At 56.5% G+C, this 25476-nt stretch carries 23 protein-coding genes and 1 pseudogene; 20 read left to right on the top strand and 4 right to left on the bottom strand.

Annotated features, from left to right (window positions below; translation table 11 throughout):
* Window positions 1–30 precede the first annotated feature (30 nt).
* The 3 genes and pseudogenes from ACQY4Y_RS24710 to tgt form a co-directional block, all read right to left on the bottom strand.
* Window positions 31–306, bottom strand: a pseudogene (locus ACQY4Y_RS24710) (ISAzo13-like element transposase-related protein); the annotation flags it as partial.
* Window positions 307–660: 354 nt separating this feature from the next.
* Complete coding sequence (gene queF / locus ACQY4Y_RS24715; protein ID WP_428493221.1) at window positions 661–1128, bottom strand: preQ(1) synthase; 468 nt, start codon at window positions 1126–1128, stop codon at window positions 661–663.
* Entirely contained in the window at window positions 1125–2234 is a 1110-nt protein-coding gene (gene tgt, locus ACQY4Y_RS24720; protein WP_428493711.1) for a tRNA guanosine(34) transglycosylase Tgt, read from the bottom strand. The genes queF and tgt overlap by 4 nt, the downstream gene beginning before the upstream one ends.
* Before the next feature lie 447 nt (window positions 2235–2681).
* Between tgt and terL the strand changes: the two genes are divergently transcribed.
* From terL to ACQY4Y_RS24740, 4 genes are read left to right on the top strand one after another with little or no spacing between them, the layout of a single operon-like run.
* Window positions 2682–3902, top strand: a complete 1221-nt coding sequence (gene terL / locus ACQY4Y_RS24725; RefSeq protein ID WP_428493712.1) for a phage terminase large subunit — start codon at window positions 2682–2684, stop codon at window positions 3900–3902.
* Window positions 3903–3922: 20 nt separating this feature from the next.
* Window positions 3923–5344, top strand: a complete 1422-nt coding sequence (locus tag ACQY4Y_RS24730) for a phage portal protein (RefSeq protein ID WP_428493222.1) — start codon at window positions 3923–3925, stop codon at window positions 5342–5344.
* A complete protein-coding gene (locus ACQY4Y_RS24735) occupies window positions 5337–5738 on the top strand; it encodes a hypothetical protein (protein ID WP_428493223.1) in 402 nt (133 codons plus the stop codon). The genes ACQY4Y_RS24730 and ACQY4Y_RS24735 overlap by 8 nt, the downstream gene beginning before the upstream one ends.
* A 48-nt stretch (window positions 5739–5786) precedes the next feature.
* Window positions 5787–7109 (top strand): DUF4043 domain-containing protein, encoded by a 1323-nt coding sequence (locus ACQY4Y_RS24740; RefSeq protein WP_428493224.1) that lies wholly within the window; start codon window positions 5787–5789, stop codon window positions 7107–7109.
* A gap of 158 nt (window positions 7110–7267) precedes the next feature.
* Here the strand turns inward: ACQY4Y_RS24740 and ACQY4Y_RS24745 are convergent, their stop codons facing one another.
* On the bottom strand, window positions 7268–7438 hold the full coding sequence (locus ACQY4Y_RS24745; RefSeq protein ID WP_428493225.1) for a hypothetical protein: 171 nt from the start codon (window positions 7436–7438) through the stop codon (window positions 7268–7270).
* Here ACQY4Y_RS24745 and ACQY4Y_RS24750 point away from each other — a divergent pair, their 5' ends adjacent.
* The 16 genes from ACQY4Y_RS24750 to ACQY4Y_RS24825 all read left to right on the top strand — a co-directional run bounded on the left by ACQY4Y_RS24750 (window position 7439) and on the right by ACQY4Y_RS24825 (window position 25471).
* Window positions 7439–7819: a hypothetical protein gene (locus tag ACQY4Y_RS24750; protein WP_428493226.1), complete on the top strand. Its 381-nt coding sequence runs from the start codon at window positions 7439–7441 to the stop codon at window positions 7817–7819.
* 351 nt (window positions 7820–8170) lie between these two features.
* Entirely contained in the window at window positions 8171–8467 is a 297-nt protein-coding gene (locus tag ACQY4Y_RS24755; protein ID WP_428493227.1) for a hypothetical protein, read from the top strand.
* 1 nt (window position 8468) lies between these two features.
* The gene (locus ACQY4Y_RS24760; RefSeq protein ID WP_428493228.1) at window positions 8469–9278 is read left to right on the top strand and encodes a hypothetical protein; all 810 of its coding nucleotides are present in this window, start codon (window positions 8469–8471) and stop codon (window positions 9276–9278) included.
* Between the two features lie 163 nt (window positions 9279–9441).
* Entirely contained in the window at window positions 9442–11004 is a 1563-nt protein-coding gene (locus ACQY4Y_RS24765; protein WP_428493229.1) for a phage tail protein, read from the top strand.
* Between the two features lie 11 nt (window positions 11005–11015).
* A complete protein-coding gene (locus ACQY4Y_RS24770; RefSeq protein ID WP_428493230.1) occupies window positions 11016–11444 on the top strand; it encodes a hypothetical protein in 429 nt (142 codons plus the stop codon).
* Between the two features lie 77 nt (window positions 11445–11521).
* Window positions 11522–11803, top strand: coding sequence for a hypothetical protein (locus tag ACQY4Y_RS24775; RefSeq protein ID WP_428493231.1), 282 nt, complete (start codon window positions 11522–11524; stop codon window positions 11801–11803).
* A 2049-nt stretch (window positions 11804–13852) separates the two neighbouring features.
* Window positions 13853–14866, top strand: coding sequence for a hypothetical protein (locus ACQY4Y_RS24780; RefSeq protein ID WP_428493232.1), 1014 nt, complete (start codon window positions 13853–13855; stop codon window positions 14864–14866).
* Between the two features lie 46 nt (window positions 14867–14912).
* Window positions 14913–15428, top strand: coding sequence for a phage baseplate assembly protein V (locus ACQY4Y_RS24785; protein WP_428493233.1), 516 nt, complete (start codon window positions 14913–14915; stop codon window positions 15426–15428).
* A gap of 7 nt (window positions 15429–15435) precedes the next feature.
* The gene (locus ACQY4Y_RS24790; protein ID WP_428493234.1) at window positions 15436–15807 is read left to right on the top strand and encodes a hypothetical protein; all 372 of its coding nucleotides are present in this window, start codon (window positions 15436–15438) and stop codon (window positions 15805–15807) included.
* A gap of 6 nt (window positions 15808–15813) precedes the next feature.
* Entirely contained in the window at window positions 15814–16950 is a 1137-nt protein-coding gene (locus tag ACQY4Y_RS24795) for a baseplate J/gp47 family protein (protein WP_428493235.1), read from the top strand.
* The gene (locus ACQY4Y_RS24800) at window positions 16940–17623 is read left to right on the top strand and encodes a hypothetical protein (RefSeq protein ID WP_428493236.1); all 684 of its coding nucleotides are present in this window, start codon (window positions 16940–16942) and stop codon (window positions 17621–17623) included. The genes ACQY4Y_RS24795 and ACQY4Y_RS24800 overlap by 11 nt, the downstream gene beginning before the upstream one ends.
* A gap of 30 nt (window positions 17624–17653) precedes the next feature.
* On the top strand, window positions 17654–18910 hold the full coding sequence (locus tag ACQY4Y_RS24805; RefSeq protein WP_428493237.1) for a glycine-rich domain-containing protein: 1257 nt from the start codon (window positions 17654–17656) through the stop codon (window positions 18908–18910).
* Window positions 18911–19077: 167 nt separating this feature from the next.
* Window positions 19078–19563, top strand: a complete 486-nt coding sequence (locus tag ACQY4Y_RS24810; RefSeq protein ID WP_428493238.1) for a hypothetical protein — start codon at window positions 19078–19080, stop codon at window positions 19561–19563.
* Between the two features lie 96 nt (window positions 19564–19659).
* Window positions 19660–23043 (top strand): hypothetical protein, encoded by a 3384-nt coding sequence (locus ACQY4Y_RS24815; protein ID WP_428493239.1) that lies wholly within the window; start codon window positions 19660–19662, stop codon window positions 23041–23043.
* Window positions 23044–23082: 39 nt separating this feature from the next.
* Window positions 23083–24084, top strand: a complete 1002-nt coding sequence (locus ACQY4Y_RS24820) for a hypothetical protein (RefSeq protein ID WP_428493240.1) — start codon at window positions 23083–23085, stop codon at window positions 24082–24084.
* A 244-nt stretch (window positions 24085–24328) separates the two neighbouring features.
* Entirely contained in the window at window positions 24329–25471 is a 1143-nt protein-coding gene (locus ACQY4Y_RS24825; protein ID WP_428493241.1) for an ISNCY family transposase, read from the top strand.
* Window positions 25472–25476: the final 5 nt, after the last annotated feature.

Below are 25476 nucleotides of genomic sequence, written 5' to 3' on the forward strand. Positions count from 1 at the left end.
GCGTTTAGGGCCTGCGGAATAATGAGTGCTTCAAGGCGGTTGTTGGTTGGGTGCTATGGTGTAGTTCCGTTCGCCATGGAATTCACCGCGGGTGATGTTGATCGCCTACGTTTTCTCGTCCGTGACTTTGATCACCTTTGGGTATCCATTTCCATCGATCTCGCAGCAGACCTTGAGGCCAGCTTCGGTTGTTGTCGATCCGATCAGTTGAACAATAGCCTGATGGCTGAGCAGCGGCTTGCCGCGCCAGTTCACGGTGATCAAGGCGAACAGACGATCTTCGATCTTGTTCCATTTGCTGGTGCCAGACGCCCGGACGGCGCACCCGCCGAGCGATATCGTTGCACGCAGACCGAAGCTCGCGCTTGCCACGGTTGATCGCACTCCGCGCCAGCCCCGACGCTAGCGCGGTTGCGGTAACGCCGCCGAGCCCTTGGGCCAGAGCTTCATTGGCGGCGAACAAGCGCCGTCCACGCTCGTCGAGAAAAGGCGCGGCCAATTGCCGGCGCGCGCGGATGTCGTCGATATCAATCACCGGTTCAGGCTAGCCGTGCGGCACCGCGTCGCAGCCAGCAAATTCGCGATTCTATTCATGCGTTCTTAATGCCGCCGCGATTCGATAATTTCTCGGCGGGCCTTAGCGACGCGGGTCACTGTCGCCTAGCCGCGCCCACGATATGGGGGAACGTCTTGTGCCGGCACCCATAAGTCAGCGGGCGGTGCATTGGACTGCCAAAACACGTCGATGGGGATACCGCCCCTTGGATACCAATAGGATCCAATTCTTAGCCAAATCGGGTCCATCAGGCCAACCAGTTTAGCGGCAATCTCCATTGTGCAGGCCTCATGGAAGCATCCGTGGTTGCGATAGGACCCAAGGAGGAGTTTGAATGATTTACTTTCGACGAGCCAATGGTTTGGAACATAGTCAATCACCACGTGGGCAAAGTCCGGCTGGCCGGTCAGTGGACAGAGCGAGGTGAACTCCGGGCATACCAAGCGCACGATGTAATGCTTGCCGGTAGCGGGGTTGGCGACACGCTCCAAAACGGCGTCTTCGGGGGACATCGGTTGTTTTGCGTGCTGACCGAGCAGGGTGACGTGCCGATAAGGGGAGGTGTTCGTCATCGGACCGTCTTTGGCGCTGCCCAAGCCGCACGCAATTGAGCGGAATAGCTAATGAATTGTCCGAGCATGATCGAAGAGCGGATGCCTCGCATCAATGACTGATAAAAGGTCAAGTTGTGCCAAGTGAGGAGCATGGGTCCCAGGATTTCCTTCGCACGAAACAAATGGTGGAGATAGGCTCGGCTATATCTCGTGCAAGCAGGGCAGTCGCATGCGAGATCTAGCGGAGCGGGATCGTCAGCAAAACGAGCGTTGCGGAGATTGTAGACCCCGGCGGTGGTATATGCACGTGCGGTGCGACCCGCTCTGGTCGGGATCACGCAATCGAACATATCAATGCCGCGTTCGACAGCGCTGAGGATGTCATCGGGTGTTCCGACCCCCATGAGGTAGCGAGGAGCTCCCTTAGGAAGATCTGGTATTGTGACGTCCAATGTCTTCAGCATCACCGCCTGCCCTTCCCCGACTGCCAATCCACCGATTGCATAACCATCGAAGCCTATACTTCGCAACGCCCGGACGGACCGAAGGCGGAGATCGGCATGAATGCCTCCTTGAACAATCCCGAACAAGGCGTATCCAGTCCGCGGTCGGTACGCCTGCTTTGACAGATCCGCCCACCGCATCGACAGCTCCATCGACAACTCGGCGGATCTGAAGGTTGATGGGAACGCGGTGCATTCATCCAAGACCATTGTGATCGTGGAATCGAACTTGTTTTGCAACTCTATGCAGCTTGCCGGGGTCAAACGATGGATGCTACCGTCGATAAAGGATCGGAACGTAACCCCATCGGGGTCGATTTTCCTTATCACGGCGAGCGACATGATCTGAAAGCCTCCCGAATCAGTCAGGATCGGGCCTGGCCAATTCATGAAGCGGTGAAGCCCTCCTTGCGTCACTATTCTGTCGGCGCCGGGCCGCAACATCAGATGATAGGTGTTGCCGAGAACGCATTGACACCCGGTTGTTCGAACCGCGTCGGCGGTCATGGCTTTAACCGTGCCCGCCGTGGCCACCGCCATGAAAGCTGGGGTTTCAAGCGGCCCGTGAGCGGTGTGCAGAACGCCAACGCGGGCGTCGCCGTCGGTGGCAAGAATGTGCATGCTGAATTCGGCGGTTGGTGGTGGCGGCAGATCCATATTCAGTGGGTAGAGCGCGTTACGCGGGTCTGACAAGCAGATACGTCCGCGGGATAGCTTCAGGCCCGCTCATTTTTTGACCTGATAGGAAAAAAGGCTTGACCAAACGCCCCAAAATGGTGTAAGGTAATCCCTATGATCGGGGTTACGCGGCGACGGTCGGATTTCTCGATCCAAGTAGCCGCTTGATGGACGCGCAGTCCGATACCGGTTGCGTAGCAAACTTTCCGGAATGACAGGGCTCCTATCGAACAAACACTATTTGCGAAAGGTCGGGTTCGGGGTTCGCTGCGATCCTGGGCAGAAGAAGCGCTCAAAGACACCGGCTATAAGCCGGCTGCGCATCACCTCTATTTAATGTCTGAGTTGGAAGGTTTATCGAGAGGCCAAAACGATCGGCTGATGATCCTGATGCCACCGGGGTCCGCCAAATCGACCTACGCATCAGTCATTTTCCCAGCGTGGTGGTATACGCAACATCCACGTAGTTCGATCATTAGTGCGTCGCACTCGCTTAACCTTGCTGAGCACTTCAGCAGGCGCGCCCGCAGCCTTGTATCTACTCACGAAAAATATCTTGGATTGAGCATAACCCAAGATCAGCGGGCAGCGGACATGTGGACGACAACCACGGGGGGTGAATACCTGGCGGTTGGCATACACGGGGCGATAACCGGCCGTAGAGCCGATCTTGTAATAATCGATGATCCAGTCAGGTCGCAGGCAGATGCCGAGAGTGCCCGACATCGTGACCATGTTTGGGAGTGGTACAAATCAGATGTAACCACTCGGCTCAAACCGAAGGCCAGGGTAGTCGTGATTATGACTCGCTGGCATCCGGAAGATCTGGCCGGCCAGTTGCTGGACCAAAGCGGACCAGAATGGCGCGTCGTGCGTCTTCCCGCGCTGGCGGAAGCAGATGACCCACTTGGTCGCGCGGTCGGGGCCGCTCTATGGCCAGAGTGGGAGGATAGTGAGGCGCTGGGACGAAAACGATCGCTGATCGGAGAGCGCGCATGGTCGGCGTTGTTTCAACAGACCCCGCTGCCATCAGGCGGCAGGCTGTTTTCGACTGATCGTATTGCAGTCGTGCAATCCGAGCGGGATGCCGAAACAATGGTTCGCGCATGGGATCTCGCGGCCACGGAGACTACGGGACGGAACGATCCGGACTGGACAGTGGGCGTCAAGTTGTCGCGAGATAGGACTGGTCGGTATCTAATTCTGGATGTGGCCCGAATGCGTGGAAGCCCACATCAGATTGAAGAATTAATTTTGGCTACAGCTCGGAAGGATGGCGCCAAGGTTATCGTTGCAATACCGGAAGACCCGGGTCAGGCCGGAAAAAGTCAGATGTCGTATCTGACGAGACAGCTAGCCGGCTTTCATGTGGTTTCCTCGCGCGAAACTGGTTCAAAGGCAACGCGGGCGATGCCGCTTGCGTCGCAGGTTGAGGGCGGCAATGTCTCCGTTATTGGTGGCGACTGGACCCGGACGCTTATTGATGAGATGCGGAATTTTCCCTGGGGAAAGAAAGACGATCAAGTCGATGCCTTGGTGCGTGCGTTTACAACATTGACTGCCCGCCCTCGTCTACTGAATTCAACTGCTGTGTCGCTACTTAGCCGCTGAGTTTTTTTGTTTGGAACCTCATGTTTGATACGCTATGCGATCTGGTCCCGCGCGACAGTGACTATCCTGACCGTGTCGGCAGATTAACGGTGTTGAACCGCGTTCTTGATGGAACGCTTTATGATGTATTACCGTTCCACTTTCATCAGGAGAGAAGTGAAGCAGGCGAGTACATTCCATTGCGTCAGCGGCGCCCCAGCGTGCGGTATCCTTTGTGCCGCATTGTCGTGGAAGACAGCGTGTCGCTATTATTTAGTGAAGGCCACTTTCCGACAATAGACAGCAATGATGCATCCGTGCGAAGGGTTTTTGCCGATATCGCCAAAGAGATCCGGCTGAACCTCACGATGACTCAGGCTGCGATGAGAGGTGCAACCGGATCCGTGGCGTTGCTGCTACGCGTGCTGAAAGGACGGGTCTTTGTTGACGTCCTGGACACCATGTATTTGACGCCCATCTGGGATCCATCCGCGCCTGACACGCTCGCCCGAGTTGACGAGCGTTATAAGGTCTCCGGATCGGACCTTGTACGGAACGGGTATTCAATCGACGATCCAGACAGTCAGTATTGGTTCGCCCGGAGTTGGAACAGTGAAAGCGAGACCTGGTTCGAACCCGCCCCGGTTGGAAAAGCAGTCCCACCGATCATTGATACCATCCGGTCGGTGTCTCACAGACTGGGGGTAGTGCCGATCATTTGGATCAGAAACCTGCCGGGCTTACCAACAACCGGTGACAGCAACGACGGCGCTTGTACGTTCGCAGCCGCGATGCATTCTCAGGTGGAAATCGACTATCAGCTCAGCCAAGTAGGCCGTGGGCTGAAGTATAGCAGCGACCCCACTCTACTGCTGAAGGACCCCAGCCTTTTGGATGGTGACTTAGTCAGGGGTGCGGGGAACGCGCTAGTTGTTTCGGAGAAGGGCGATGCACGCCTGCTGGAGATTGGCGGGTCGGCCTCGGCTGCAGTCATCGAATATGTTCGCACCTTGCGCGAGCTAGCCCTGGAAAGCATCCACGGCAATCGAGCCAGCCCAGAGCGCATCACTGCCGCGCAGTCCGGCCGGGCGCTGGAACTGCTGAATCACGGGCTGATCTGTTTGGCCGACAATCTGCGAGCCAGCTATGGAGAAGCCGGCCTATTGCAATTGGCTCGACTTATTGTGCGGGCTTCGCAGAAGTATTCAATTGTGGTTTTGGGCATTCCGGTTGAGCCTTTGGATCCCAGTGCGTCTCTGAGCCTCAAATGGCCGAGGTGGTATCCTTCAACTGCGGATGAGCGCCAAAAGGACGTTCAGTCGCTGACTTCCTTGGTTGCAGCGGGTTGCATCAGTCGCGAGACCGCTTTGAAAGCAATCGCCGCTTGCTATGACCTCGAATATACCGAGGACGGATTGATATCGACAAACCTTGAAGAGATTCCACGAGATTGTAATGAGTGATGATTTAGCTGACGTGCTTTCTGGAATTGGATCCGAAGTTGAGGTGGACGAGGGAGGGATTGACGAGGTCGCAAAGCTTCGCGGCGAGTTTCAATCTCGTCTTGTTCTGGCAAACCTGCGTACCGAGGCGGTTCGGGCCGGAATGATTGATCTGGATGGCTTAAAGCTGGTCGATCTTTCGACTGTCCGACTAGGTAACGATGATAGAATAGTTGGTGCGCGGAAGTTAATGGACGATCTCAGGCGAACCAAGCCCTGGCTATTTGGCCCAGTGTCATCGTCCAGTGCAGCTATCGCGCCGGCATCGCAGCCGGTGCGGCTCAAGACGGCCCTGGAAATGACCGACGAGGAGTATGCCGCTGCGCGGGCGGCGGTTACCAAATACCAATTCTGATCGTGTGTCATCCGGACGGACGGTCGCAGATTTTAGATAGGACGATTGATGGGTATTCAAAACTTCCCCGTTTCACTTCAACCAATCATTCAGCAGGGTTTTCTGGAGCGCGAGTTCCAGCAGGCGCTGCGTTCGCGGCTAGGCTACCGGGCCTGTGCCGACCAGGTGACGGTTGCGGTTGGTATTGGTGAGACGCTGACCAAGACCAGGGCAGGGCTGAAGCCGTCTGTGACGACGCCACTTGCGCCGGCCACAAATACCAACTTCGACAACGGCCTGACCCCAACGACGTGGGGTGTTGAACAGTACACGATCAGCATCAATCTCTATGCGGCGACAACCGACCTCAATGTCGTGACTGAGCGAGTAGGAATCGCTTCGCAATTCCTGCAGAACGCTTATGTGAATGGCGAGCAGGCGGCCCGAAGCCTAGACGAATTGAGCCGAAATGCCTTGTTCGCGGCCTACCTGGGTGGCAACACACGAGTCCGCACGACGCTCACAAGCGCCGGTCCGACGGTTTTTGTCGACGATGTGCGAGGCTTTCAGACCGTCTTTCTGAACGGGATTCAGCAGGCGATCACTGCTAGTACACCAATGACTGTTACGATCGGGTCCAATTCTTACACTCTTGTGAGCGTTGTCGTTGATGCTGTGAACGTCTCGACGTCGCCGAACGGCGTGTCTGGCGCGCTCACGCTCTCGGGAAATGTGTCGGTATCAGATGGAACGGCCGGAAACACGGTCACTGCGGCGAGCGGTGCAACCATCGTGCGTCCATCACAGCGCGGAAACACATCGCTTATCACTGCATCCGACACGTTGACGATGTCCAATCTGCTCGATGCGGTAGCCAAACTGCGCTTGAATGCCGTGCCCGAAATTGACGGCGCTTATAACTGCTATCTCGACCCTGTGTCCTCACGCCAGCTTTTTGCGGATCCCGATTTCAAGCAGCTTTTTCAGGGTGCGACGTCGGCGAACCAGGTCTTCAAGAAGGGTATGACGAACGACTTTCTGGGTCTTCGCTTTGTCCCGACCAACGAGGCGTTCGTTCAATCGCACCCCACTTTGTCTGGTTTGATGATTCGCCGGCCGATGATCTGTGGCCAGGGAGCCCTGATCGAGGGTGATTTTGCCGGTATGGCTGCAACCGACATCGCACCGGTCGATTCCATCGTTACGATGGTTGACGGAATTGCCATGGTGACACGCGAGGCGATCGACCGGCTGCAGCAGATCATTGCGCAGTCCTGGTATTGGATCGGTGGGTTTTGCGCCCCATCCGACACGACCACGAACCCGACGACCGTTCCAACCGCGACCAACGCCGCGTTCAAGCGGGCGGTCATCGTGGAACATATCGGCTGACTGCTACAAAAGGGTTCCATAGTAATGCCGCTAGGTTCCGTAAGCCCCTTTCGTCCCACTGGCACAACAAGCGTATCGGTAGGGAGCATTTCGGCAAACGCTGCTCTGGCCGGGGGCGGTGACTCGGTTGTCGTCACGAATACCATGAGTGCTGTCGCCTACATCAAGTCTGGTTCCGACGCGACCGTTACAGCCTCGATGACGGATATGCCAATACTGGGTAACAGCCGGCTCATTCTTTCGGTCAACAGTTTGATTTCGTTTGCGGCGGCGATCTCCCCAACCGGATCTGGCAGCATCCTGTTCAGCCGTGGCGATGGATCATTCATTTGAACCCGCTCCTGGATGCTGAAAAGGTCGACATCCGCCGCTTCTGTGGATATCCGGCCTATGGAGCAGCTCCTACCGGGATGCAGTCGTGGCGCTACTTTCAGGTTTATGGCGTGCTTGAGTTCCGTCTGACGAACCTTTCGACCTCGGAGGTGGTGATCGTTCGGCGCTATCTCGGTACACTGACCGCATTGGAAGCCGCTGTCCCCGGAGCGTCCGACAACCTGGACACGGATGCAGCGTCCATGTGGACGAGGAACAAGAATGAATTGAATGACCGGATGCGTCTATTCGATGAATGGAGGCGGCGGCTTTGCGGCTTTCTTGGCGTCCCAACAGGCCCTGCCCTCTCGAGCGGCACGGCATCATTGATCGTATGAGAGATGGACGGACGGAAGCTACAGGATCGTCTTTATTTGGGATCGGGCCTGTGTGCTCGTCACACCGGGCAGACAACAGATGCGTTCCGTCCCAAAGGACCATTCAAACCGTTAGATGGTAGAAACCGGTTTCTGCGGCTTCCGGCGACATTCGTATCGCTAAGCAACAGTGATTACCGAACTAACGTCTATGGTGAGGCACTATGGTATGGGATCTTCGATGGCAGCTACACGCGAACAAACGATTATCTTGTCCAAGCTGGCGGAATATTTTTCGTAGCGTCGCAAGCGCCTCTGTTATCGGTCCTATGTGTGAAAACCAACCGCACTATTTCTGTTGTTAGACCAAACATGCAGATGGACATCGCCGGCAGCGCATACGGTGGCTATACTTCAGGCCATTCTTCGGTATTGATGGAGGGGTGGCCGGCGAGCGTATTCGGCGAAAATCGCTCAAGCGCGTCGACGACAAATCTTCCGACCGATCAAGCCGTTCCTTATTGGAACGTTTTGCTGCCGGCAATTGACAACGTTATCCTTGGTCCGGGCGACCTTATCACCGACGATTTGAATCGAACCGCGGTGATCACTGGATCGGAACTAACCGACTTGGGTTGGAGGATAAGCGCGAAATTGGCAACCACTTAAAATGGCAGACATTTCTGATGTGGAGCAAGCCGTCGCGAGCACCGTGACATCAATATTGTATCCTGCAGGCACCATTGAATCCAGCATTCTCGGAGTGTTTTGCCGTATCTATCGCGGGTGGCCAAACTCCACCACTCTCAATGCGGATCTCAGTGCTGGTTCGGTAAATGTCACCGTTACGAGCGACAACGAGTCGGGACGGATAACCACTCGGTATCTACCGGAGTGGTACAAGATGCCGTCGATGCCGGGGGTGGCCGGCAGTGTGACCGGACAGACTGTGATAATATCTGGAAACCCCTCTGCCGGTGATGTGGTCGGGGTGATAGTCGATGGAGCGGCCTATGCCTATCGGATTGTGGCAGGGGATACTCCCGGCCTCGTTGCCGCGAACTTGAGTGGGCTGATTCAGACGAATCGCCCCTCGCTCGTTCAAGGTCCTACCGTCAGCGTTCCAGGAGCGAGCACGATCCTGGTCAGGGTCGTGCATGACAGCTCGGCATCGTTTGAAAGTCGTAGACAAGAGAAGGATGTGCGAATCATCAGCTGGTGCCCGACACCGCCGATCCGGGACCTGGTTGCCACTGCACTTGACGCGGCGTTCAACGAAATGAGCTTCCTAGTTCTTTCGGATGATACCAGCGCTCGAATAACCTATCGGAGCACAGCCTGTTACGATCAGTCCCAGAATGCGCTGCTTTATCGGAGAGACCTACTGTACACTGTTGAATATCCTACGGTGACGATAATCGAGCAGCCATCAATGCTTTTTGGTGCTTCCGGGATAAACGGCAACATAACATACGGTTAGGCTTTCTCATGACACACCAACTCATAGTCACGAAACCTTTTCTTAACTTCGTTCGCGGCGATATTATTGCAGATACTAGACAAATCAGCGAGATACTTTCCACCGAGCACAAGAAGTTTGTCACGAAGGTTGCGTTGCCCACCCGGTCAAAAGGTTAGTTCAGGTGCCAATCTCACAGCAAGGCAGCGTCAACACGACATCGCTGATTGTACCCGATCTATATGTCCAAATCGTTCCGCCGCAAAATCTGGTCCTGAATGGCGTTCCGACAAATGTTCTTGGAGTAGTTGGGACCGCGTCGTGGGGGCCGGTTGACGAGCCCACCATCATCGGCACCATGGGCGATTATGCGCAGCAGTTCGGGTCCGTCGTTCCTCGGACCTATGACATGGGAACTCAGGTCGCGATCGCGGTTCAACAGGGCGCGCAAAACTTTCGCTGCGTCCGGGTCACCGACGGCACAGATGCATCTGCCTACACCCTAGTTCCCGGTTCCAACGCCAGCTTCACTGCTATGTATACGGGTTCGCTTGGCAACAACATTACGCTAACTCTTGGTGCGGGCTCCAAGCCGAACACCTGGATGTTGACGGTTCTGCTGCCGGGATTTGTGCCTGAAATTTTCGACGGTCTGGTTGGTGACGGCGCGGCGTTTTGGGTCGGTCTGGCGGCAGCGGTCAACGGGGGTCTAGGACCGCAACGTGGCCCTTCGCTTCTCATCGTCGCCAGTGCAGGTGGAACCACGGCATCGCCGGCACCCTTCTCAATTACCCTGGGTTCAACCAGTGCCGGGGCTGACGGTGCTACGCAGGTTGGGAGTGCTCAACTGCTCGGCACCGATGCACCGGGACGAACCGGGCTGTATGCTCTGCGCGGGCAAGGCTGCGGGCTGGCGGTTCTTGCTGATTGCGCTGACCCATCGAGTTGGACGACTCAGGCGGCATTCGGCCTCCAGGAGGGGATCTACATGATCCTCACAACGCCGGCCGGTGACACGATCTCGAACGCGGTGTCGACCAAAGCGTCGATTGGTTTGGACAATTACGCCGCGAAGCTTATGTTCGGCGATTGGCTATGGTGGTCCGACCAAGTCAATAACACGATACGTCTTGTGTCGCCGCAAGGATTTGCGGCCGGGCGGCTGGCTAACCTTTCACCGGAACAATCTAGCCTCAACAAACAGGTCTACGGGATTATCGGCAGCCAGCGCACTGGCACACCTGGTTCGGGGCAGAATACGGCATACTCAACCGCCGAGCTGGGTGCACTGCTTGGCGCGGGCATCGACCTTATCTGCAATCCACAGCCGGCGGGATCCTTCTGGGGTGTCCGCGGAGGGCACAATACGTCGTCGAACCCGGCGACCGACGGTGACAACTACACACGGCTTACGAACTACATTGCCGAGACGTTAGCCGCCGGGATGGGGCAGTATGTCGGTCAAGTGATTAATAGCAATCTGTTCCAGCAGGTCAGGTCCACGCAGTTGTCATTCTTAAACAACATGTATGGGCAGGGCCTCCTTGGTAGCACGGATGGTTCGCTACCGTTCAGTGTCATCTGTGATACGACGAACAACCCTTCCTCCCGCACCAGCCTCGGCTACGTTCAATCGGACGCTCAGATCCAATATCAGGCGATTAACGAGCGGTTCATCGTCAATGTTGAGGGTGGACAGACGGTCCAGGTCTCCCGGCAAACGCTGCCCACGGGCCAGGTTAACTAGGAGATCATGAAGTGGCATTGACAGCGTTCTCGATCGGCCGAGATACCCAACTTGTGGTTATGGGGCCTAATGGCCGGGTCGACATGAGTCACGTGACCGGCTTTGAAAGCCGGCAGCTCACGAACGCGGTCCGGGTCAGCCGACTTGACGGGACCCAACTGGCCGCGGAACTTCCGAAGGGCTGGGAGGGAAGCTTTGAGGTTGAAAGAGGGACATCCGCACTAGACGATTTCATTTCGGGATTGGAGCAGGATTTCTACAACGGTGGCGGCACTCAGCCGGGCACAATGTATCAGTACATTACTGAGACTGATAGTTCGGTTTCCACTTACCAGTTCGATGGGGTGGTCTTCAAGCTTGCCAGTGCAGGTGCTTGGAAGGGAGACGCCAGCGTAAAGCAGAAGCTTGAATTTTATGCCACCAGAAAGCGTCGCATCTGATGACCCCTTCTCAGAGCATCTTACGAGAGTCCGCCAGGACCTCTACGGCCGTTGACAAAAGGGGGCGGCGGTTAGTGGTGCGGCGGCCGACCGCGCTTGACACGCTCAGGCTGTTCAAAGCCGCTGGTCCGGTTCTTGCTCAGAACGAACCTTGGCTATCGATGGCGAGTCTGGTATTCTCGGTCATGGAGATCGACGGAGTGCCGGTGCCCGTACCAGCCACCGAGCCGCAGATCGAAAGCTTGATCGAGAGACTGGGCGATGACGGCTTGGCAGCCATCGCGGAAACGATGAAAGACGAACAAGACTCTCATGGTCCGGAGTCCGATCTGGGAAACTTGCCCGGCACCCTGTCCTGATCGACTGCCTATACCTTATTCGGAATGGGGTGCCATTCGACGTTGCTTTCTCACTCTCCGCTACGGAGAGGGCAGCTTATGTGATCGCCCTCGGAACACTTGAGGGCCACAGCTTTGACTGGACGGCTTTCGAATGGATTCTGTCACCCTCGGACAGAAGATAGCCCGAACGAGAACCTCGAGGTTGAAACCTATGCCCAGAGTGGATGCCACCCGAATCACCTGGTTCCTCGGTCTGCAGAGGATCTTGCGCTTCCCTAGATTTTCCTTCGCTCCAACGAGGGTTTTACGATATCTACGTCGGCCTTCAGATCAAACATCGGACAACGCAACCAGTGGCGAGGCGATGTTTCGACACGGTGTTGCTGCGGCGCAGAGAATTAAATATCCGGCTCGGGACGCACTCGCGGGTCGTAAGCGGATAGCCGAGTCAATCGGCGGGTCGAAGGCGGCGACGGCATCTCCACGCCTCATGACAAAGATTGCGACCGAACAACCCGTCTCCAAGACAGCGGTTCAGGCTCCGCTGACTCCGACATCTGTTTCAGTCCGACTTGCGACACTCGAGCGCCACATCGCGGCTAAACCTTTTGCCGACGGCCGAATATCAGGTCGGCGCGACAAATCTCCGCCGTTGATGAACTTCATTCGCGCATCGTCTGGATCCGGGGCGTCAGCCGCGTTGGCACCGTCATTGCGTCCTTCGCCTGCGCAACTATTTGCAGATAAAAACAGTGATTCCGTAAAGAGATTTCCGATCCTCGGAACCGATCATTCATTCCCACGCCAGGTTTCGATGCTTGCTGGCGAGGAGTCTTTATCGAGTAGCAGCGCAACCAATGACCAGGGCGCATTTTTCCAAGGCGGAGATGCAACGGCCGCGAGCGAGGGCCAGCGGGGCAAGGCGGCAGTATCCACACTGCATATCGATGGTTCGGCTTTGGGAAGATGGACTGTACAACACTTGGAACGCGCTCTGAACAAACCCACAACTGGGATGACCGGTGTTGATCCACGGGCCGCAGCGCCTCGAAGCCGGGTCGCACCGTTTTAAAATAGAGCAATGACTCAAAACCGTCACTTTGTCACGGAAGCAACCTGATCCTTGATGCAGTCTCCTATTCAAGTTGGATCCATTAGTCTCGAAGGATTTGAAATTCCCCAATCAGTGCGGTTCGGAGGCCGACACAGACTGGCTGTACACAACTTATCTGGTGGCAGGAGGGTTCTTGAGCGCCTAGGTCCAGACGATGGGGAAATTGCTTTTCAGGGCATATTTTCAGGTCCAAATGCCGAGGAACGGGTTCGCGCCTTCGACGACTTGCGCCTATCGGGTGAAATCGTATGGTTGACTTGGGAGACTTTCAGACGTCGCGTTGTGGTGAAAAGTTTTCTCGCGGATTATCATAGTCCCTGGTGGATCCCCTACAAAGTCAGTTGCCTTGTCGCGTATCAATCCGGGGTCGCTACAACCAAATCTACCGTATCAGCGCTAATTTCTTCGGATCTTGGTAATGCTCTCGCTGCGATTGCCGGCGCGGGCCTCTCGGTTGGATCATTGCAGAGCGCCCTATCAGCGACTAATGCGCTGACGACGGGCACTGTCAATAATCTACAAGCCGTGGGCGCGGTTGGAACCACACTAGGTTTCATCGACGGCCAAATCGACCAGCAATCCACCATTGTTGCCACGGCCGTGACACCAAACGCAGATCCCGCAATTCTTTGCAGCACGTTTAGCTCTATGGCGAGAGGAGCGGGCTTACTGGCGGCGTCAGTAAATGCCAGATCGTATGTAGGTCGAATTGGAAGAATTCTTGATGGCGCAGGACTCTAACACGCAGACAATTACCACGATCGGTGGAAACCTGTTTGAAATTGCCGCGCAACGGCTTGGCAGTGCACTGCAGTGGATTAACATAGCACGAGCCAATAACCTGACTGACCCGATGATTTCCGGGCAAAAGCAGCTCGTCATTCCGCCCCCTTCGTCAACATTCTCCGATGGGACGGGGCCACAATAAAATGCCGCTATCCTTAGCGGACAGGATGCAGCTTCAGGTCACGTTGAACGGCGTCCCAATCGAAGGGTTACTTCATGCGTCGGTTGTGACCGGCAATTGCTTTTCCTCCGACTCATACGCCCTGACATTTGCGATGGGATCCTCGCCATTGAGCGATATCTCGTTCTGGTCGTCCCTGGGATCCGCTAATGTCGAAATAGTTCCTGTGTCACAAATCTACCCTCTACCGCGAAGCCTGATCAGCGGCATGATCGATACCGTAGTCATTGATCCCATAATGCAAACAGTCGCAGTCGAAGGAAGAGACTTATCGTCGACACTGATTGACTCCTATAGCCAACAAGACTTTGTGAACCAGACGGCTTCCGAGGTTGTTTCCAATATAGCTTTATTCCACGGACTAACGCCAGTTGTTACGCCAACGACAAGTGAAGTCGGGCGCTATTATGGTGACGGTTACACGCGGCTTTCACTTGGGCAGTTTTCCCGACTTCGTTCGGACTGGGACCTAGTTGTACAACTTGCACGTGAAAATAGTTTCGACGTCTTTGTTCAGGGTAGATCGCTCTTTTTCCAACCATCTGGTTCCTGGGAAGGCTTGCCGGCACATATCGCCCTTTGCGACGTCCGGACAATAAGATTCGAGCAGAACCTAACCATATCGGCTAACGTCGGCGCGCGGGTTCAGTCCTGGAATTCCCAAGATATGGCCTCTTATGCGATCAATTCCGCGGAGGATGGAGCTGACGCAAGTCTGGCTTCCCAACCAGCGGGAATTCAGCCTTTTCTATTCTCCGCGGCGAATTTTACCTCGCAGCAGGTTGCAGACTCAGCGGGCCGCTACGCCAGCGAGCTCAGTCGACTTGGAATCGTGGTGCACATCGAAATGCCATGGGACCTCGGTTTAGCAGCACGAACCGCAGTGCTAATCGACGAAACAAATTCACAGCTGGACGCAATATACAGAATCGATACTATAGAGCGTCATTATAGTTCTTCTTCGGGTTCCAGCCAGATCATCCGTGCTGTCCCTTTTTAGCCTTTTCTGCAGAGGCTTATCCTGCGAGTTCTGACCCTGAGGTAGTATGATCGAAAGATTATCGAGCGCAATCAAAGCTCACGCGACAAGTCTGGATCAGTCCTCGGGACAGTTGAAATTCGGTACCATAACGTCAGTGAATTCGCAAAATGCTACCGCTAGAGTTCTCATTCAGCCGGACGGCGTCTTGTCGGGATGGCTTCCGGTATTGTCGCAGTGGGTGGGGAGCGGCTGGGGTTTAGTATGCCCCCCGAGCCCAGGCGATCAAGTACTTATAGCCCCCCAAGAGGGCGATATCGAGCAGGGGATCATTATCGGCCGAAGCTATTCAAACAAACAAATGCCCCCCGTGGTGCCAGGCGGCGAATGCTGGCTTGTTCACCAGAGCGGTAGCTTTCTGAAGATTTGCAACGACGGGACTATTCGCATCAGCGGAGATCTGCACGTCCAGGGTGACGTGTACGACCAGCACGGGGCGTTATCGAGTCTCCGAAATCACTACGACTCGCATACGCATTCAACATCAAACGGAACAACAAGCCCGCCCTCTCCTTTGGACTAACATAAAAATGTATGACATTTTTCATCAATGGGGTGGCGACCTAGTCGTAGGCAGCGGTGGCGATCTAGCCGTGGCGATGGGCGCCGACACCATTAATCAGCGCGTTTATCGGCGCCTGCTGACGAATTCCGGCGATTACATCTGGAATCTCGAATACGGCGGAGGACTTTCCGCATTCGTTGGCCAACCCGCCAACAGCGCGGATATTGAGGCAATCGTCCGAACCCAGCTTGCGCTGGAAACCGCGGTCCCGGCAACACCAGCACCGCAGGTCGACGTCGGGGTGGTCGATCCGGCAGCCGGTTATATTGTTGCCAACATCAGCTATGCTGATCCATTTTCCCTTGCGCCGGCTCAGCTTAACGTCTCCACGAGTTAATCCGGCATGAACCTAAGTCTCAAGGGATTCCGGCAGCTCATCGAGGACATGGGAGCTGCGTTGCAAAGTTCATCCTCCAACCTGATTGATATAACCGTTGGTTCGGTGATTCGCGCGATTTTCGAGGCTAACGCATCCGTAGTTCTGTGGCTGCAATGGCTCGTAGTGCAGGTTCTTCAATCGACCCGTGCCTCAACATCGAGTGGCCCGGATCTGGACTCCTGGATGTTGGACTTCTCATTGATCCGATTACCGGCGATACCCTCGACGGGTATCGTTACGATTTCGCGGTTTGCTCCCAATCTGTCAGCGACCATACCGGTCGGAACTGTTTTCAAGACGGCCGACGGCTTGTTGAGCTTTGCAATTACAGAAGACCAAAGTCTCTCTATATGGCAAGCTGGGACTTCTGCCTATGTGCTGCCGAGCGGAGTTGCATCGGCGAATTTGCCGGTAGTTTGCCTGACGGGGGGATCCAACGGGAATGTTTTGGCTGGGACGATAACCGTTATTGCGGCGTCCGTACCCGGAATTGACCAAGTTAATAACGCCGCGCCTCTGACTGACGGAGCAGATGCAGAAAGTGATCAGGCATTCCGGAGTCGGTTTCAGAACTATCTAGCTAGCCGGTCCCGTGCCACTCTGTTGGCGGTCCAAAACGCGATCGCCAATATCCAGCAGGGCCTGGATGTTGCGATAGAGGAAAACACCGCTCCTGACGGGTCCATCCGAGCAGGATCTTTCCTGGTCGTCGTCGATGATGGAACCGGATATCCGCCATCCGGCCTGCTATCGACCGTTGCGACAGCCGTCGATTCCGTGCGTCCCATTGGCACGACATTCGCTGTCATCGCTCCAACGGTGCTGACGGTCAACGTTTCACTTGTCGCGACTCTCACATCGGTCGCAGTCGCGTCCCAGAGTGTTTCGAGCATACAGAACTATATTGCAGTATATCTGAGCAGTTTGCCGATAGGCGCCAGCGCCTCGGTTACACGCGTCGCTCAAAACGCCTATTTGGCCGGTTCTGGCATAGTTAATATTGCTGGGATTCTCCTGAACGCCTCGCCATCCGATATCGTTCCGCCATCACTGACGGTAATAAAAGCGGGCTCGATCGTAGTCACGACCAATGACGGGTGATCTTGCCGACATTGTCTTTCGACTGCGCTCGGTGCTTCCGAAGCGGTGGTTTGCGGAGCAGAGTCCGAATCTACAGGCTGTCCTGAGTAGCTTAGCCACACCCTGGGTCTGGCTCTATGGTTTGATTAGCTACGCAATCATGCAAACCAGGATTTTAACAGCCACCGACAACTGGCTTGATCTGATATCAAATGATTACTTTGGAGATATGCTGACTCGTAAGCTCAACGAGGCAGATTTCTCTTTTCGGAACCGCATTCAGAGGGCGTTGCTGCAAGAGGCGGCCACGCGATCCGCGGTGTCGGCTGGGCTCCAGGGTCTGATCGGCAGCCCGCCGGTCATCTTCGAACCGGCGAATTGCATGGATACCGGCTCTTACGGTGGTCTGATACACGGTCAGCCGATGCCGGCCACTGGAATGGCCTACGGAGTCGCCGGTGGCTGGGGAAACCTCGCGCTGCCGCTTCAGGTCTTCGTCACGGTCACCCGCCCGGCAACGCCTGGGCTTGGTTTGCTAGCGGGTTACGGCACGCCGAATGGTGCCTATTGCGAGGGGGCGATCAGTTACGTCGATCTTTCCCTGTTGCCGGGTCATGTGAGTGATGCCGACATTCGGGCAACCCTGTGCAGCCTGCTGCCGGTCAACGCAGTAGCTTGGTTGCGGCTCATTTAAATCTTCATCTAGGAAGTGGCAAAAAACTGCATGGATCGCAACATTGTCTATCCCGGTAGCATCCCTCTGGATACGGACCTTTTGTCGGCCAACAAGAATGCCATGATAGGCTTGGGCTTTCTCATGCAGGCCGTTCTCGGGACGAGTACAGTTGCCGATGGATTAACGTGTCAACCAACAAGCCCTGCATCTATGAGTATCATTGTCGGACCTGGAAGTATCGCGCAACTTGGGCCTGTTGACATTCTGGCTTACGGATCGATTCCGCCTGACCCCACCGACCTGATCATGAAGATGGGTATCAACATTGGATCGACCACATTTACTATGACGCCGCCGCCGAGCGCCGGACAGTCGATCAACTATCTTATTGAGGCATCGCTTCAAGAATCTGATGGCAACCCGGTTGTTCTGCCTTACTACAACGCCAGTAATCCCGCGCAGTCCTTTAGCGGGCCGTCAAACTCAGGTTCACCACAAAATACTATACGGATGCAACGGGTCCAGTTACAGGTCAAACCGGGGCTACCTGGCAATACTGAAAGTCAGCTTACGCCAAGTGCCGACAGTGGATGGATCGGGCTCTATCAGATTGCTGTCTCGTATGGTCAAAGCCAAATTATCGCAGCTAATATTGCTACAGTACCTACAGCGCCTTTCCTAGCCTGGAAATTACCGTCACTACGACCTGGAGTTGCATCCGGGGTGCAGAGCTTCTCCAGTAATGGTTATTTTGCGGTTCCGGCGGGTGTTACCCAGGTTGAAGTTGAGGTCTGGGGCGCAGGATCCGGTAGCTACGCCTCGATCTCTGGATTGGCGAGCGGTGGCGGATCCGGAGGTGGTTACGCGCGAAAACTGGTGACCGGCTTGACGCCGGGACAACTCATTTCGGTGACCATTGGGGCCGGCGGGACCGGCGGCACCACTGGCGGCGGCACTGCAGGTTCAGGTGGGACTTCCAGCTTCGGGCAGATCGTCAGTGCTACGGGGGGAAGCTTGAACTACCTTGCGACTGTGGCAGCACCCGAGAATGGCGCGACACCGGGCGGGATCGGCGTCGGCGGGGATGTCAACTTCGTGGGATCGGCAGGTCAGGCGGGCTTATCCAGCCAAGGGGGCCTGGGCGGTGCATCTCCGATTGGTGGAGCCCAGAACAGCGGGACGACCGGAGTGGTCGGAAGCTTCCCGGGCGGCGGAGCATCAGGTGCCGGTATTGGGGGTGCCTCAGGCAACCAAACGTTTAACGGCGGCCCCGGTGGCGGTGGTCTGGTTGTTGTCAGGTGGTGATTACGGGCGGGCCCTATATGTGGGCATGTCAGGCGATCAAAACCGCGCGGTACCGTCCTCTTTGTCAGAAGTTCCAGTTAAGCGCGTTGAACTGTTCTGATTTCGGTGACGGAATCAGAACAGTTCGATACGTATCTTTGTAGTATAGTTTCTTTAATGGGTTTTGTATGTCAACGACGGTAAGTCATGTCTGGAAGCCAAGTCACGCGCGCCTGGTGACCGTCGATTCATTCGTTGCGGTTCCGCGGGGCTCGGCTGCCATAGCACCGCCGCCGCTGAATTGGCCGACGAAGGATCCTGGGGATGTCTTGGATTACATCCTGGACATCGGACCAGCGATCGTTGGAAACGACGGCGACGGGATTTCAACCTTGTCGGTCAGCGTTGCGCCGTCAAACCCTGGCGATCTAGAGGTTCAGAGCACTACGGCGGATGGTAGTCAGGTTATACTTTGGCTGTGCCAAGGACAAGCCGGCACAATCTATACAATTACGTTTGGTATAACTACACTCAACGGCCGATCACTGCAAAGAAGTGTCTTGCTCCCTGTTCTCCTGCTTTCGGTTCCTCCAATCCCGCCAAACGCATTGTTAACGACCGCGGGCGTTTTATTAACTGACCAGAACGGGAATCCTCTTCTGTCAAGTGATTGATTGGGTTCAAATCTTTTAGGCTACCGACCGATCACGGCTCTCACCATTCGGATCACGCCCCGACAGAAAAACACGGGGACCGGAGAATAAGTATTCATGCCCACAATTGACGAGCTTGCCCCCGCCACGTCGGCGTCTGACTCTGACGAATTTATAGTCAGTCAGGCCGGCATTGCGCGCAAGGTCACGCGCGCTCAGGTTTTGAATGGCGTTCAAACGCAACTGGTCGTGCCGCCTGGCTCGTTGCTTGGTGGCATCGGGACGGGCATAGGTGCCCCGCAGGTCATCACGGTAGGTCAGAACCTCCATTTGAGTGGTTCAATTCTGTCGGCGACCGCGGCACCATTTTCGATACCCGCGCTGCCGTCCGGGAATGTGCCGGCAACCGGCGATCTGATTGCGATGTCGCAGGCGGGCGTGAATGTAGCCGTCACCTACGGCCAGCTGCTGAGTGGAATCGCAGGGGTCGCCAACGTCAATTTGTCGAACGCCCTAGTCACGGCGGCTGGTTCGGCAACAACGCAAACTCTGGCGCAATTGGCCGCGGCAACGGTTCCCCTAAGTGGTGCTACGATGACCGGCAGCCTCTTGTTGGCTGGGGCGCCAACTACAGCAGGCCAGGCGGCGAATAAGGCCTATGTAGACCAACAGGTGGGCACCACTCTGCCGTTATCGGGTGGGTCAATGTCCGGGGTTCTGGCGCTCGCAGCGCCACCTCAGCAGACCATGGACGCGGTCACGAAAGGATATGCAGATTCCATTGCCGCGGCCACGCTGCCGTTGGCTGGCGGTTCGCTTTCAGGAAGCCTTATCCTAAGAGCCGACCCGAGTTCAGCGCTGCAAGCTTCAACGAAGCAGTATACTGATCAAAAGCTGGCGCGCACTGGCGACACACTGACCGGGGTGCTTTCGCTTGCTGCAGATCCCGTCTCCTCGTTGCAAGCTGCCACGAAGAATTATGTCGACGTCCAGATCGGCGGGTCGTTGCCGAAATCGGGGGGTACGCTTTCCGGAGGTCTATATTTAGCTTCGGACCCCACGAGCAATGGACAAGCTTCGACTAAACAATATGTCGATCAGCGTGTTCTTCGAAGCGGCGATACGCTTACGGGTGCGCTGATACTCGCAGCCGACCCCGTACTGGCACCGCAAGCGGCGACAAAAAATTACGTCGATGCAAAAGTTACGAGTACGGTCTCGCAACTTGGGTCGACGATGAGTGGTGCGTTGCTGTTGGCGTCCGATCCGGCGGTACCATTGCAAGCCAGCACAAAGCAGTATGTCGATCTCCGGGTTATGCGCAACGGCGATAGCTTGACCGGTGCGCTATACCTTGCGGCAAATCCAACCGCGCCACTGCAAGCGGCAACCAAGCAATATATCGACAATCAACTTCTGACGTCGATTACCACCGCCGGTGGCACGTTTACGGGGCCGGTGATCCTGTCGAGTGCTCCTACCTTGGCGTCGCAGGCTGCAACCAAACAATACGCTGATGGCAAGCTGTCGCGCAGTGGCGATACGCTCATGGGCGCCCTGCTTCTAGCGTCTGATCCGATAACATCGGCGCAGGCGGCAACCAAGAATTACGTTGATACGCAGTTACTAAACACTTTGCCGCGTACAGGCGGAAGCCTCACTGGGTCTCTGACGCTTTATGCCGACCCGACTAGTCCCGTTCAAGCGGCAACGAAAAACTATGTTGATATTCAAGCTGCTCGGGCTCTGCCGATTGCGGGCGGCTCGCTGACAGGATTGCTTTCGCTGGCCGGGGCTCCGACAAGTCCGCTCCACGGGGCGACGAAGCAATATGTTGATGGTCAGGTAGCAACGGGGCTGCCTAATTCCGGGGGCACTCTCACGGGCCCACTGATGTTGGCTAGTGCGCCAACAACGCCATTTCAAGCAGCCACCAAGTCTTATGTCGACGCTAACCCCAATTCCGCCGGCGTGATCAATGTGACGCTGCCGCCATATAGTGCGCGAATTGACGGGGTGACGGATGATACGGCAGCGTTCAAGGCGGCCTATCAGGCGGCTGCGACTGGCGGTGTGATTTACGTCCCGAACGGCTCTACGGTCTTGCAGTTGCCAAGCAATTGGGGTATTTCTCTTACTAAGCGAGTGAAGTGGATCGTGGACGGGACGGTGCTGGCTGACGGTACCCCGCTCGCCGCCGCGATCCCAACCGGCGGAGCACCGGTCGCTCTCGTATTGCCGGGATTTGTTTCGGGCAGCACATATACCGGGCTGACAACTTCGCAAGGCGCATCGCAACCGACCGACCTTGCGGTCAATCAGTCCTCCTACATCGTCAATCACAGTGGCGGCCCGAGTGGTGCAGTGATTTCGAACGTCCGGGCGGACACAATCATCTATGCCAGCCCTGGCAATTATGTCTGGGGCGGGTTGGACCGTCTGTTATGGGTTGGGACACAGACTCCGAGCGGTCAGGGGCCTGCCCAGCATGTGGCCCGGTACATGCAGACGTTCCGGCAGGCAGCGACAACGGGATCCAACGGATCATTCCTACCACAGCCGCAACTATGGACCGCGTGCCTCGAGTATCGAGACACGACGGGCCAACCATCTAGTGCGACAAATGCATCGCTAACCGTCGAGATGGATTGGTTTGGAAACGGCCTGGATGACGCCAACAACAGAACGATTCAAAGCCTGGTGATCGGCCAGAACAATCTATCGGGCCCACCGGTCGAGGTCGCCAATATTATCGGGGTCTATCTGAGCGCCGGATCCTCGGGTAGCGCCAAGACCGTTTTCGGCATTGGCGTGCCGTTTTCCATTGCGGTCATGGATACGAGCTTTGCTCAGTCGATTAATAGTGCTCCGGTCATCAAGATGTCGGCTGGGCAGGCCATTGCCTTCGAAGCAAGCAATAGCAATCGGTTGTCATTCGACAGCACGACCGGGACGCTGAGATGGAACCAAGGTGCCTTTTCCTATGCTGTCGGCAAGGGCATCTCGGTCGGATGGGTATTTACCTATGCCAGTTCGGCGACACTTCCGAACTACATCTCGGGGTTTATGATTCTTCTGACGGGGCAGACTGCTTATTCGATTACGCTGCCTCCAGCGAACACAGTTGCGGCGGGAACCGGCTTTACCTTCTCGGCGACGGGAACTGGGCCTGTCAGTATTCTACCAAGCGGTTCGGACGGCATCGAATGCGGCCCCATCGTTCTTCATCTGTATGACCGCTACCACCTTATTTCTGATGGCACGTCATTTTGGCATGAAGTATTCCGAACGAACGCCGTTTCGCCGCGTTTTCAGGCGCCAATTGTGCTGCCGTCCTACACAGTTGTAAATCTGCCTTCCGGAGTGGCCGCCGGGGCCAAGGCCTTTGCGTCGAATGGCCGCAAGCCTGGCGAGGCGGTTGGGGCCGGAAGTGGTGTCGAGGTGTTCTTTGATGGTCAACACTGGATTTCCTCGTGCAGCGGCACGTCGGTTGCTGCTTAGCGGCGCATTCAGCCGCGTATTTCCAAGTCGAGGTCATAGATGCCAACAATATCTGAACTACCTGTAGCGCCGTTAGTAGCGGCCACCGATGAGGTGCTTATAAGCCAAGGCGGCACGGCGCGAACAACGTTGGTCGGTTCGCTGCTAGCCTCAGCCCAGTCGGCTATCACTGTGGACTCGCCGTCTCTTGTCGGGCGTACTAGTTTGGGATCGGGCGGCCCGGAGCAGGTCAATATTGGCGTAGGAATCAACTTTTCCGGCAACACGCTGGTTGCCAACGGATCAGACCATGCGGTGTTTCCTGTCGCGTCAAGCTTTTCACTCGAATCTGACTTGGTGGTCTCGAATCAGGGCAGCCCAATGCTTGTGCAAGCTTCCCTGTTGCGAAGCCTGTTCTCGGCGGGCACGAATGTTGCTATCGATCCAAACGGGGTCATATCGGCAACCGCGACTGGCACGATCACAGGAACGGTCGAGGCTGGAAATTCGATTGGCCAACTTCAGGTGGTTACAGAACTTAGCTCTCAGGACCTGGTCGCGGTAAGTCACGCCGGCCTCGACTACGCGATCAACTACGATAACTTTATTTCTGGCGTGACAATTGATCAGGCACAGCCTGCGGGGCCTGCTGGAGACTCAGATTTGATCTGGGTTACTCAGGGCAGCAACGTTATGGCCAGCCAGACCTTCACAGCCATCTGGGGGTGGATCGCCAGCAAGCTTCCGACATACAAGGCCCTGGTTGTCGAGATCACAGCCAACACGAGCCTTGATACCGCAGCGCATAACGGCCGTATCCTTGTTTGTAGCCAGCCGATCACGCTGTCGCCTTCGACAACCAGCATGGGTAGCGGGTTCCAATGCGTCGTGATCAACGCGAGCAGCGGTACCGTAACACTTGGTCCAGGTTTCGTTAGCTCTAACGGCAGCCTCTTGCTCGCTTCCTGGCAGTCCGCAACGCTCCTCTGCTTGACTTACTCCGGTGGCACTATCGCCTTCGCAGCGATGGCTGCGGTTGGAGGTTCTCAGCCACAGGCATGACCCGAGCCGGACCGTCCAATGGGGACCAGGCCCGAGGAGCCACGATTTGTCCGCCATCGGCTTTAACCAGGCTGGCGCCGAATCAACCAGCAACAAGGGCCCCCTGTCAATGGGCACGCAAAAAGGTGTGGCTAGCTAATGAATTGTCCGGGTTTGGTAGCTCGTGAAGTGTCCGGTCATCTGGATCTCCTGGGTCGGGGGTTTGCGGATGGATCGGGCACGCATTCACGAGGGCATACGTCGGATGCGTTTTGCGGATGTTTTGGGCCGCTCGGAGCGGTCGGAGCTGAGCCAGATGGAAGCGGCTGAGTTGCTTGGGATCAGCGAGCGGAGCTTCCGCCGGTGGCGTGACCGGCATCGCGAGTTTGGCCTGCCTGGTCTGGACGACCGGCGCCTGGCGCCGTCGCTGCGTCGCGCTCCGGTGGCGGAGATCGAGCGGATGCTGGGGCTGTATCGGGATCTCTACCGCGGCTTCACGGTGCAGCACTTCCACGAGCAGTTGCGCAAACGGCACAATTATGTGCTGGGCTACACGGTGACCAAGCTGCACCTGCAGCGCGAAGGCCTGGTGGTTCGGGCCAAGACGCGCTCGGCGCACCGCAAGAAGCGGCCGCGCCGGCCGATGGTCGGCATGATGCTGCATCAGGACGCCTCGACGCATGCCTGGTTGCCTGGCGAGGCGCGCGTCTACGACCTGGTGGTGACGATGGAGGATGCCACCAGCGCGCTCTACTCGGCCTTCCTGGTGGATCAGGAGGGCACCGCATCGAGCTTCCGGGGACTGCGCGAGGTGGTGGCGCGGCATGGCCTGTTCTGCTCGCTCTACACCGACCGCGGCAGCCACTACTTCTTCACCCCCGAGGCGGGGGGCAAGGTATCGAAGACGGCGCTGACGCAGGTCGGACGGGCGCTGCGCCAGCTTGGCATCGAACATATCGCGGCCTACTCGCCGCAGGCGCGGGGCCGCTCGGAGCGGGTGTTCCAGACCTTGCAGGATCGTCTTCCGAAGGAGTTCAAGCTGGCCGGGGTTGACAGCGTCGAGGCCGCCAACATTTGGCTTCGCGACAGCTTCATCCCGGAGCACAACAAGCGTTTTGCGGTTGAGGCGGAGCAGGAGGGGTCGGCCTTCGTGGCTGATGCAACGGGTGCGTGGCGGGAAATCCTGTGCCTGCAGGACGACCGCGTGGTGGGGCCCGACAACACGGTCAAATGGGACCGCCTCAGTCTGCAATTGCCGCCGAGCCGTCTGCGGCCGCACTTCGTCAAAACCACGGTGCGGGTGCATGCCTATCCGGACGGCCGCCTGGCGGTGTTCTGGGGTCCGCACCGGCTGGGTGACTACGACGCTCAAGGCCTGATCATCGCGCCCGAGCGGCTCGCCGCATGACACGC

Origin of the sequence: Rhodopila sp. (assembly GCF_965277165.1) — a bacterium.
Classification (GTDB): Bacteria; Pseudomonadota; Alphaproteobacteria; order Acetobacterales; family Acetobacteraceae; genus Rhodopila.

What these genes read in the sequence shown, in the direction of transcription:
- terL (WP_428493712.1), top strand. Translation starts at nt 2,682, where the DNA reads ATGCCACCGGGGTCCGCCAAATCGACCTACGCATCAGTCATTTTCCCA.
- ACQY4Y_RS24810 (WP_428493238.1), top strand. Translation starts at nt 19,078, where the DNA reads ATGTCAACGACGGTAAGTCATGTCTGGAAGCCAAGTCACGCGCGCCTG.
- ACQY4Y_RS24825 (WP_428493241.1), top strand. Translation starts at nt 24,329, where the DNA reads ATGCGTTTTGCGGATGTTTTGGGCCGCTCGGAGCGGTCGGAGCTGAGC.
- ACQY4Y_RS24755 (WP_428493227.1), top strand. Translation starts at nt 8,171, where the DNA reads ATGCAGATGGACATCGCCGGCAGCGCATACGGTGGCTATACTTCAGGC.
- ACQY4Y_RS24760 (WP_428493228.1), top strand. Translation starts at nt 8,469, where the DNA reads ATGGCAGACATTTCTGATGTGGAGCAAGCCGTCGCGAGCACCGTGACA.
- ACQY4Y_RS24790 (WP_428493234.1), top strand. Translation starts at nt 15,436, where the DNA reads ATGTATGACATTTTTCATCAATGGGGTGGCGACCTAGTCGTAGGCAGC.
- ACQY4Y_RS24820 (WP_428493240.1), top strand. Translation starts at nt 23,083, where the DNA reads ATGCCAACAATATCTGAACTACCTGTAGCGCCGTTAGTAGCGGCCACC.
- ACQY4Y_RS24735 (WP_428493223.1), top strand. Translation starts at nt 5,337, where the DNA reads ATGAGTGATGATTTAGCTGACGTGCTTTCTGGAATTGGATCCGAAGTT.
- ACQY4Y_RS24740 (WP_428493224.1), top strand. Translation starts at nt 5,787, where the DNA reads ATGGGTATTCAAAACTTCCCCGTTTCACTTCAACCAATCATTCAGCAG.
- ACQY4Y_RS24730 (WP_428493222.1), top strand. Translation starts at nt 3,923, where the DNA reads ATGTTTGATACGCTATGCGATCTGGTCCCGCGCGACAGTGACTATCCT.
- ACQY4Y_RS24780 (WP_428493232.1), top strand. Translation starts at nt 13,853, where the DNA reads ATGCAGCTTCAGGTCACGTTGAACGGCGTCCCAATCGAAGGGTTACTT.
- ACQY4Y_RS24800 (WP_428493236.1), top strand. Translation starts at nt 16,940, where the DNA reads ATGACGGGTGATCTTGCCGACATTGTCTTTCGACTGCGCTCGGTGCTT.
- queF (WP_428493221.1), bottom strand. Translation starts at nt 1,128, where the DNA reads ATGACGAACACCTCCCCTTATCGGCACGTCACCCTGCTCGGTCAGCAC.
- ACQY4Y_RS24795 (WP_428493235.1), top strand. Translation starts at nt 15,814, where the DNA reads ATGAACCTAAGTCTCAAGGGATTCCGGCAGCTCATCGAGGACATGGGA.
- ACQY4Y_RS24785 (WP_428493233.1), top strand. Translation starts at nt 14,913, where the DNA reads ATGATCGAAAGATTATCGAGCGCAATCAAAGCTCACGCGACAAGTCTG.
- tgt (WP_428493711.1), bottom strand. Translation starts at nt 2,234, where the DNA reads ATGCACATTCTTGCCACCGACGGCGACGCCCGCGTTGGCGTTCTGCAC.
- ACQY4Y_RS24815 (WP_428493239.1), top strand. Translation starts at nt 19,660, where the DNA reads ATGCCCACAATTGACGAGCTTGCCCCCGCCACGTCGGCGTCTGACTCT.
- ACQY4Y_RS24805 (WP_428493237.1), top strand. Translation starts at nt 17,654, where the DNA reads ATGGATCGCAACATTGTCTATCCCGGTAGCATCCCTCTGGATACGGAC.
- ACQY4Y_RS24745 (WP_428493225.1), bottom strand. Translation starts at nt 7,438, where the DNA reads ATGAATGATCCATCGCCACGGCTGAACAGGATGCTGCCAGATCCGGTT.